The organism is Pseudomonas sp. A-R-19 (genome assembly GCF_019956575.1).
Taxonomy (GTDB): Bacteria; Pseudomonadota; Gammaproteobacteria; order Pseudomonadales; family Pseudomonadaceae; genus Aquipseudomonas.
In genome coordinates this window covers 1-9,234 of the sequence record NZ_JAHBDR010000001.1, presented here as the reverse complement: position 1 = coordinate 9,234, position 9,234 = coordinate 1, and the positions used below count along the sequence as shown (strand labels likewise).

General features: G+C 61.4%; 7 protein-coding genes. 2 read left to right on the top strand and 5 right to left on the bottom strand.

Annotated features, from left to right (window positions below):
* Nucleotides 1-49 precede the first annotated feature (49 nt).
* Complete coding sequence (locus KGA88_RS00035) at nucleotides 50-670, bottom strand: TetR/AcrR family transcriptional regulator (protein ID WP_223588084.1); 621 nt, start codon at nucleotides 668-670, stop codon at nucleotides 50-52.
* Nucleotides 671-834: 164 nt separating this feature from the next.
* On the opposite strand from KGA88_RS00035, the gene KGA88_RS00030 reads away from it, so the two are divergent.
* Nucleotides 835-1,275, top strand: a complete 441-nt coding sequence (locus KGA88_RS00030; protein ID WP_103395578.1) for a hotdog fold domain-containing protein — start codon at nucleotides 835-837, stop codon at nucleotides 1,273-1,275.
* Nucleotides 1,276-1,412: 137 nt separating this feature from the next.
* Here the strand turns inward: KGA88_RS00030 and KGA88_RS00025 are convergent, their stop codons facing one another.
* Nucleotides 1,413-2,135, bottom strand: a complete 723-nt coding sequence (locus tag KGA88_RS00025) for a GNAT family N-acetyltransferase (RefSeq protein WP_110661978.1) — start codon at nucleotides 2,133-2,135, stop codon at nucleotides 1,413-1,415.
* 391 nt (nucleotides 2,136-2,526) lie between these two features.
* Here KGA88_RS00025 and KGA88_RS00020 point away from each other — a divergent pair, with 391 nt between their 5' ends.
* On the top strand, nucleotides 2,527-5,907 hold the full coding sequence (locus KGA88_RS00020; RefSeq protein ID WP_223588082.1) for an Ig-like domain-containing protein: 3,381 nt from the start codon (nucleotides 2,527-2,529) through the stop codon (nucleotides 5,905-5,907).
* A gap of 488 nt (nucleotides 5,908-6,395) precedes the next feature.
* On the opposite strand, the gene KGA88_RS00015 is transcribed toward KGA88_RS00020, so the two are convergent.
* The 3 genes from KGA88_RS00015 to KGA88_RS00005 all read right to left on the bottom strand — a co-directional run.
* Complete coding sequence (locus KGA88_RS00015) at nucleotides 6,396-6,980, bottom strand: YceI family protein (RefSeq protein ID WP_223588080.1); 585 nt, start codon at nucleotides 6,978-6,980, stop codon at nucleotides 6,396-6,398.
* A 137-nt stretch (nucleotides 6,981-7,117) separates the two neighbouring features.
* Nucleotides 7,118-7,789 (bottom strand): phosphoribosyltransferase, encoded by a 672-nt coding sequence (locus KGA88_RS00010; protein WP_223588078.1) that lies wholly within the window; start codon nucleotides 7,787-7,789, stop codon nucleotides 7,118-7,120.
* Between the two features lie 220 nt (nucleotides 7,790-8,009).
* On the bottom strand, nucleotides 8,010-9,234 hold a 1,225-nt coding region (locus KGA88_RS00005; RefSeq protein WP_223588076.1), incomplete at its 5' end, for an MATE family efflux transporter.

Sequence of the window (9,234 nt, the reverse complement as noted above, 5' to 3'; positions counted from 1 at the left end):
TGGCTGACACACCGCTTTCGCGAGCAAGCCCGCCCCCACAAGGGGATTTTCATTGGGGCTCGGTCGTGCATAGGGACCGCCACGCCGCTTGCGCCAGCATGTCCCGGTACGCCTTCGGACTACCCTTGACCCGGCCCGACAACCAGGCGCGGCAGTAACTGTCTGCCTGGCCGATGATCAACGACAGCATCAATTCCCCCGGAAAACTCCCCAGTTCATCGCCGTGAGCGCCCAGCCATGTCAGCAACTGCTTGTTGCGCGCCTTGTTGCGGGTGGCGAGTTCGTCCTTGAACGGCCCCTTGGTGACGGCAAACCGTGCGTGGTACTGGAACCGTGCCCACTCCGGCTGGCTGTCGACCCAATCCACATAGCTGTGCACCAGCGCGTGCACCCCCGCTTGTGTGGTTTGGGCCTCAGCCAGGTAGCTGTCACGCAATCGGGCCTGATCGTCGAGGGCGGTAAAAAACAGCGCCGCCACCAGCCCTTCCTTGTTGCCGAAATGGTGATAGATCGCGCCGACACTGGTGTCGCATTCGGCGCGAATCATTTCGATGGTCGTGGCCTCGATCCCCTGTTCGTTGAACAGGCCGAGGGCCTTTCTGAAGATGTCGCGCTTGAGTTCGGCGCGTCGTCCGGGGTAACAGCGTTCGAGCAGATCGGCGGTTTCCATGCAGAAAAACAATCCAGAAAGTCATCTATGGAGGCTGGCCGTGGCCAGCGAACTATTCGCGCTAGGTTGACAGATTTCTCCTCGACAGAATACTGTTCCGTTACAGAATAATATTCTGTAACGGAGCAATATTCTGCAAACCGACATCCTCAAGAGGCAAAAAAATGAGTCAGTTCCTCAGCATGTTCAACAGCGCAGGGCCAGAAGCGTTCAGCAAAATGGCCTGCCAGGTGGCGCCCTACTTCTCCACCATCAACCCGCTGGTCAAGGATTTGCGCAAAGGCAGCGCCACCGTGCACGTGCCATTTGCCCGGGAGATCACCAATCATTTGGGTACGGTGCATGCGATCGCCATGTGCAACGCCGCGGAACTCGCCGCCGGGATGATGACCGACGTGTCAATTCCCGCCGGCGCGCGCTGGATTCCCAAAGGCATGACCGTGGAATACCTGGCCAAGGCCAAGAGCGATGTGACGGCGATAGCCGAGGGAGATGCAGTGGACTGGACCACCGAAGGCGACAAGATCGTGCCAGTGGACATTCACGATGCCGAAGGCAAGAAGGTGTTCACGGCGCGGATTACCATGAATGTGAAGCTGGCGTGAAGACTGACCGCCGTTAAATGTGGGAGCGGGCTTGCTCGCGAAAGCGGTGTATCAGTCGCCCATATGTTGGCTGACAAACCGCCTTCGCGAGCAAGCCCGCTCCCACAGGTGGAGTTATGGTGTGTGGGAAAGTGTGCTCAGACCAGCCGCAATCGAGGTCCGCTAGCCGGTACGGCATCTTCCCCGAGCCGCTCCCGCACAAACTCCTGGGCCTTGCGCGTCAACTGGTCCAGATGCCGGTCGCGCTGTTTTTCCGCATCGGTCATGGCCCGTTTTCCGTGTTTTTGCAGCAGGTAGGTATGAATCTGCCGCACTTCCAGCGAACTGTAGATCGACGCCACATCCAGCAACGCCATCAAGCCATCGGTGACGTGATCGCGGGTGTTCATCAACACCTGGGTCGCACGCACACCCACCACCTCAAAGCCCATCGCCTCGAAATACGGCACCTTGGCCACCGCGCAAGTCAGCTCGGCATGGGGATAGCGGCCGACCATTTCCCGCAGCATCCGCCGGGCCACGCCCTGGCGCCGATACTCGCCCTGCACTGCCATGTACGCCACGCCGCATGCCTCGGGATCGTCCTGCACCGGCAGGTACAGCACAAAGCCGATCACCTTGTCCGGGTCGTCTTCGTCAGTGGCAACGATCAGCTCGACGGCAATGCCCTTTTCACCGTTCAGCGCCTGCAGATACAGGTGCACCTCATAGCCAATCGCGTATTGATAAAGGTTGTACAGCAGGTTGCTGGGCGGGATCGCGACCATACTGATGTCGGTCAGGTTGTCGACCACCATTTGCAGGATCTGGCTATTGATGTGCTCGGGGCACGGGGTCTTGAAATGGCTGATCAGGGGCATTGCGGTGACAGGCTCTAAAGGTCGAGGGCCGCCTATGATAGCGCGCCTGATACCCGCGGTCCGCTGTATTACCCCTGCCGTCGAGGCGTTGCGTGCTCGAGGCTGACAGCAGTGAAGCAGGCACACTTTGTGCTGGGCGAGCCGGCGTTTTCGCTAATCGCGCCGATAGCGTCCACCACCACGCCGATCAGTGGCATGGGTGGGGAAAATGGGTGGGTGAAGGCCCCCGATTTTGAGGATTCCCACCCACTGCGGCGCGATCACCACAGCCTTAAACCTTTTGATACAAATCAAACTTCCACCTTCTCCAAGCCTCCCCTCGTTTGGCGCACCTCTTGCATCGACCGCTTTGCGAACGTCAGCCACACCGGCGCGCCCCGAGGGAAACAAGATGAAAAGCCTGCCTGCCCCCAAATCGCTCTGTTTTTTCAGCAAACCGGGCATCGCCGCTGTGATGTTGATCAACGTCAGCTTCGGCAACGCCAACGCCGTACCGCTTGACGATGTCAACCAACCCCCACCGACCGACCCCTCGGCGTACTCCAACCCTGCGGCCGACCCCAAGGCCGCACTGGATGCCATATTGACCTTGCCACCCTCTAACCAGGGTTCCATCGCCTATCCCAACGGTGTGTATGGCAACCGCGGCACGCCAACAGCCGATAACGTGCTGCCGCCAGCCCTGCAGACTTCGTTCAAGATCCCCACCAATGGCAAGCCCAGCCCATTGTTCGGGGCGCAGCCGTACACTCAGCAACTGCTGCTGTTCGAAGAATTCGGCACGGAAAAGCTCGACCCGACACTGCCCGCGCCGCCCCTGACCTTCCCGGTTCCGACCGTCGGCCCCGCGCCCAATCAGGACCCGAACAGCATCGCCCGCAGCGGCCCTTCGGCCACGGCGCTGGAAGCCTTTATGCGCCAGCCGGGGCTGTACCCGTTCCCGTCACAGTATTCCAACGTACTGGACCGCAACCCGTGGAAAGCGCAGATCGAAGCTTTCCTCAACCGCCAACCTGTCGGCTCGCCGGCTGAAGGTCGTCCGCCAGGAAAAGGCTGGTCGCACCAGCGCTGGAACGAGTTCTACCCACAGGTCGCGTTCAAGACCGTGCAAGCGGGCGCCAAGCTCAACGGCGGCATGCGCGACCGCCGTCAGCTGCACAACTACGCCGTCGGTGAGTTCGGGCCTGGCGGGCTGTACTACCAGACCTCGGACATTCCGACCACGATAGGCACCACCAAAGGCATCGATACACGCTTTCACCCCAACATGCCGATCCAGAACCACAAGGCGCTATGGACTTTCGACGGCACCTTTCCGGTAAAACTGCTGATGGTGCGCTACGGTCAACCGACGCTGATGCGGCACTACAACGCCCTGCCGATCGATCCGGCGGCCAACATGGGGTTTGGCCTGCACACTATTACAACCCACGAACACAACGGTCACTCCCCGGCCGAAAGCGACGGCTTTGCCAATGCGTTTTTCTTTCCGGGCCAGTACTACGACTATCGCTGGCCGATGCAACTGGCCGGTTACGACACCATCAACACCAAGGCTGAAGACCCACGCGCGGCGTTCCCCTGCGCCCCGGGCGAAACCCTGTATGTCAACGACGCCACTCCGGGCCTGAAGACGTGCAACAACGGCAGCATCAAGATTCGTGGCGACTGGCATGAAACCATGAGTACCCACTGGTTCCATGACCACATGCTCGATTTCACCGCGCAGAACGTCTACAAAGGCAACGCGGTGATGATGAATTACTACAGCGCCCTGGACCGCGGTAACGAAGCCTTCCAGGACGGCGTCAATCTGCGTCTGCCCAGCGGTTCGGCGTTGCCTTGGGGCAACCGCGACTATGACGTCAACCTGATGATCGCCGACAAGGCCTGGGACGCCAATGGCCAACTGTGGTTCAACCCGTTCAACACCGATGGCTTCCTCGGCGATCAGATCCTGGTCAACTGGCAGTACCAGCCGCGCCTGAAAGTGCGCGCGCGCAGCTATCGCTTCCGCATCCTCAACGGCTCGGTGTCGCGCTACCTCAAGATCGCGCTGGTGCGTGAAGTCGCCGGCACCGGTGGCGAATTCCCCGGCCCGGCAGGTTCCGGCGTGTCGTATACCCGCGTGCCGTTCCACATGATCGCCAACGACGGCAACCTCATGGAACACGCCGTGCCGTTCGACGGCAGCATGGACCTGGACGGTGACGGCAATGTGCAGAACCACAACGCCATCCTGCCCACCATGGGCATCGCCGAGCGCTTCGACATCATCGTCAACTTCGCGAAAAACGGGATCTCTGTCGGCGACAAGCTGTACTTCGTCAACCTGATGGAGCACCAGACCGGCAAGCAGCCGGAAAAAACTCCGCTGAGCCTGGCCGACGTACTGTCCGAGAAGTACAAAGCAGTGCTCAAGCAAGGCAGCAAAGGGCTGGAATGGGACAAGGGCGACCCGGTGGTGGGCAAGTTCATGCAGATGGTGGTGCAGCCTTATGCCGGCCAGGACGTGAGCATGAACCCCGCCGACTACGAACCCGCCAAACCGGGTAAACCGGTGGGCAAGGTCATGATCCCGCTGACGATCAACCGCGACGACCCGGCGATGCAGGCCAAGCTCAAGGTGGCACGGCATCGCGAGTTCATCTTCGGCCGCTCCGACGGCACCGACGAAGCCCCCTGGACCATCAAGTCCGACGGTGGTCTGGGCTACAACATGGACCCACGGCGGATCAGCGCCGCGCCGCAACTGGCCAACGGTCCGACCGATGCCGGCTTCTCCGGCGACGGCACCCTGGAAGTGTGGAAAATCAAGAACGGCGGCAACGGCTGGAACCACCCGGTTCATGTGCACTTCGAAGAAGGCACCATCCTCACCCGCGACGGCAAGGCGCCGCCTGAATGGGAAAAATGGGCACGCAAGGACGTCTATCGCATCGGTGAAGGCATCGACAGTTCGACTGAGGTGGAAATGGCGATCCGCTTCCGTGAATTCGCCGGGACCTACATGGAGCACTGCCACAACACCCAGCACGAGGACAACTCCATGCTGCTGCGCTGGGATATCGAGCACCCTGGCCAGTTCCAGTTGATGCCAACGCCCCTGCCCGGCTGGGACGGCGTCAACTATGTGAACTCCGCCGCGCTGCCAACCTTCCGCAGTGGCGATACACGCAACAACGATGGCGACAACAAAAAACCAATCGCCAACCCCGACAGCGCCACGAGCAACGGCCAACCGGTGACCATCAACGTACTGGCCAACGACTCCGACCCTGACGGTAACGTGCCGCTTAAAGTGGTGGGTCTGGAGCAACCGGACTCCGGCAAGGGCAGCGTCAGCACCGATGGCACGCGCGTGATCTACACGCCACCGGCCACGGTCCCCGCACCGTTCACCGCGACCTTCACCTACAAGGCCGCCGATGCCAAGGGTGCGGAATCGACACCGGCAACGGTATCCGTGGCGGTCTCGGCAGCGGTGGTCGAGAACCTGATCGTTACCAGTGCTACCGTCACCGCCCGCAGCAACGGCCGCTACTACTGGGTGCTGTCCGGCACCACCTCGCGTGGCCCGGGCAACAGCATCACGGCGACTGCCACGACCACAACCGGTACGGTGAACCTTGGCACCGCCACCCTGACGCCTACGGCTACCGGCGCACGCTGGAACATAGCCGTGACGACCGTCGGCAGTCCGCCATCGACTAGCCCGACAGCGACCATCACATCAGCCTTCGGCAAAACCGTGACAGTGCCAGTGCACTAGAGCGGCTTGATCGGCGCCCGGTCCATGCAATGTGGACCGGGCGCTTTTTTTTGGGACTTTCACTGTTAACGATAATGCGTATGAACTGGATAAACGCAGCGCGCTTGAGTCCATCGCCGGCAAGCCGGCTCCTACAGGGTTTGAACGACACGCGGTGTCTTGTAGGAGCCGGCTTGCTGGCGATGGTCGTGAACGAAAACGCGTGTGACCTGGATAACCGCGGCGCATTTGAGGCCATCGCCAGCAAGCCGGCTCCTACAGTTTGGCGTTCACATCATTTCGACCCGGACGCGGCCCCTTGTAGGAGCCGGCTTGCCAGCGATGATCGTGAACGATAACGCGTGTGAAATGGATAAACGCAGCGCGCTTGGGTCCATCGCCGGCAAGCCGGCTCCTACAGGTATTGCGTTATCGGGGGTGTTTCCCGGGATTGTGTGAAGAACCTTTTTTGCGATGACTGTCAGAACCCGTTCGCGAGCAGGCTCCAGTCAGCGCTGCGGCGCCACCATCCGAAAGCGGATTTTGATCTCGTTGGACACCATGCTGTCCGCCAACTCACCCTCGCCTATCTTGAAGTCGTCACGCTTGAGCACCAGATCGCCAACGAAGATGCCTATGGAGCTCTCCGATTTCAGCTGCACAGGCACACTCACCTCCCGAGTGAGCCCGCGCAAGGACAGCTTTCCGGTAATGGTGTAGCGGTTATCGCCAAGGGCCTTGATGGACGTAGACTCGAAGGTCGCCACCGGATAGGTCGCGGTGTCGAACCACGCCGGTTTTTGCAGCTCGGTGTTGGCGTCGTCGCTGCCGGCTTGGATGCTGCTCAGGTCGATGGTCAGCGCGGCGTGGGCGGCACTTGGGTTATCGGTGTCGAAGTCGAGATTGGCCTCGAACTTGCCGAAGGTGCCGTAATTGCTGGACCCCATCTGCTGATAGGTGAAACTCAAGGTGCTGGCCTTGGCGTTCACCGCCTTGTATTCCACAGCCTCAGCGAACGGCGCCAGGCTGAACGGCACCAGGCCGAACACCAACGTGCCGGCCAGAGCGACGCAACGCGCGGATCTAAGGTTCATGACACTCTCCGGGAGGGCTCCCGTCTTGAGTTGGCGTGCCGCATACGAAGGCCGGTTCCAGATGGACTAAAGCAAACAACCGGCGTTTATTCCACTTCACGCGCTGATTTGCGACCACCTGCCACTGGCCGTCCGCGCTATCCGCACTCCCCGCGTTGCCACGCCCGCTGCAACAGTTCGATCACCTCGGCATCCCGGGTCTGGGAAAAGTCCACGTACCAATGGCCAATCGAGGTGAACCACTCGGGCATCAACGGGCAGACCAGTTCATCCACCTCGCTGCGCAGGGCCTCCACTGTCTCGATCGGCGCCACCGGCACCGCCACCACGATGCGCGCAGGCGCCTGCAGCCGCAGCGCCTGGATTGCCGCCCGCATCGACGCGCCAGTGGCCAGGCCGTCGTCGATCAGGATTACCACCTGATCCTTGAGTTGCACCGGCGGCCGTGTACCCCGGTAGACCTTCTCGCGGCGCAGCAGCTCACGGGTTTCCCGCTCAACCACGGCGTCGAACGCGGCGCGATCAATCGGGTGCACGCGCAGTGCCTCTTCGTTACGAATCTGGATTCCACCGCTGGCAATCGCGCCCATGGCGTACTCAGGGCGAGACGGCACGCCGAGCTTGCGCACCAGCATCAAGTCCAGGCGAACCTTCAGTGCCGTGGCCACTGCATAAGCCACCGGCACACCGCCACGGGGCAAGGCCAGAACGATGACGTCGGGGCGATTGGCGTAAGGCAGCAGCGGCTCGATCAAACGCCGCCCGGCCGCTGGCCGGTCTTGCAGGATGGAATGGGACAAGGGGCTCATCGGAAACCTCCCCAGGCGATTGCGCCTGTCTTTTTCAGTCACACCGTCCTTTTGTGGCGAGGGTTTTGTGGCGAGGGGGCTTGCCCCCGTTGGGCTGCGCAGCAGCCCCCAAAAATATCGCGATCAGTACAATTTTTTGCGAGCGCTTCGCACTCGAACGGGGGCAAGCCCCCTCGCCACAAAGTTCAGTGAACAGCATGCCCCTCCCGCTGCGTCCCGCCTACACCAACCGCTCGATCTTCTGATGTTGCCACACCAGCTTGTAATACAGCGTCTGCAACACCAGCATCCCCAGATACGCCACCGGAAACGCCATCCACACCCCTTGCAGCCCGAACTTCGCATCCAGCAGATACGCCGCCGGCAACTGAATCCCCACCACGCAGACAATGGAAATCGCCACCGGCACCATCACCGTGCCACTGGCGCGCATGATGCCGCCGATGATCGCCTGGAAGCCAAACACCAACAGGCTCCACAGCATGATGTGCAACAGGTGCTCGGCCATGTTGAGCGTCGCCTCTTCAGTGAGGAACGACGCCAGCAACCAGCTCGACAACAAGTACCCGAGCACCACCAGGCCACCGGTCAGACACACGTTGATCATCAGCCCGGTCTTCAGGATCGGCCCGATGCGCTCGATGCGCCCCGCCCCGATCGCCTGCGCCCCGAGGATCGAGGCCGTGATCGCAATCGACAGCGCCGGGAACTGCACGTAATTGACGATCTGCGTCACCGCGCCATACGCCGCCGTCGCCTGGGAACCGTGCTGGTTCACCAGCGCCAGAATCACCAGCTCCGACAACGACAACACCACCATTTGCAACCCGGTGGGCAAACCGATACGCAACACCTTGCCGAGAATCGCCATGTCCAGCTTCATCGCCGCAAAGAACTCGCGGTCCGGCGCCAGTGGATGGCCCTTGCCAATCAAGCGCCACGCCAGCAACCCCATCGCCACCAGGTTACCCACCAACCCGGCAATCGCCGCACTCTGAATGCCCATCGGCGCAAAACCCAACCACCCGCGAATCAACGCCGGCGTCAGCGCCAGCCCGACAATGGTCGACACCACCAGCGCCAACAACGGCGACAACGTATCGCTGACCCCGCGCAACAACTGCGTGAACAACACAAACACCAACAGCGACGGCATGATCCACAACATCACATGGGCATACGCCACCGCATCGTCCAGCACATCTGCCGGCGTCCCCAACCCCTCCAACGCCGACCGCGCAAACACACTGCCCACTACCGCCGCCACCAACCCGATCAACACCCCCAACAACACCGTCGCCCCGGCAATCGCCTTCACCAGATGCGTCTCCCGCGCCCCCCACGCCTGGCCGATCAACACCCCCGCGCCCGCACCGAGGCCGATCACCAGGGCGATGAAGAAAAACACGATGGGGAACATCCCCGACACCGCCGCCAGCGCCTGG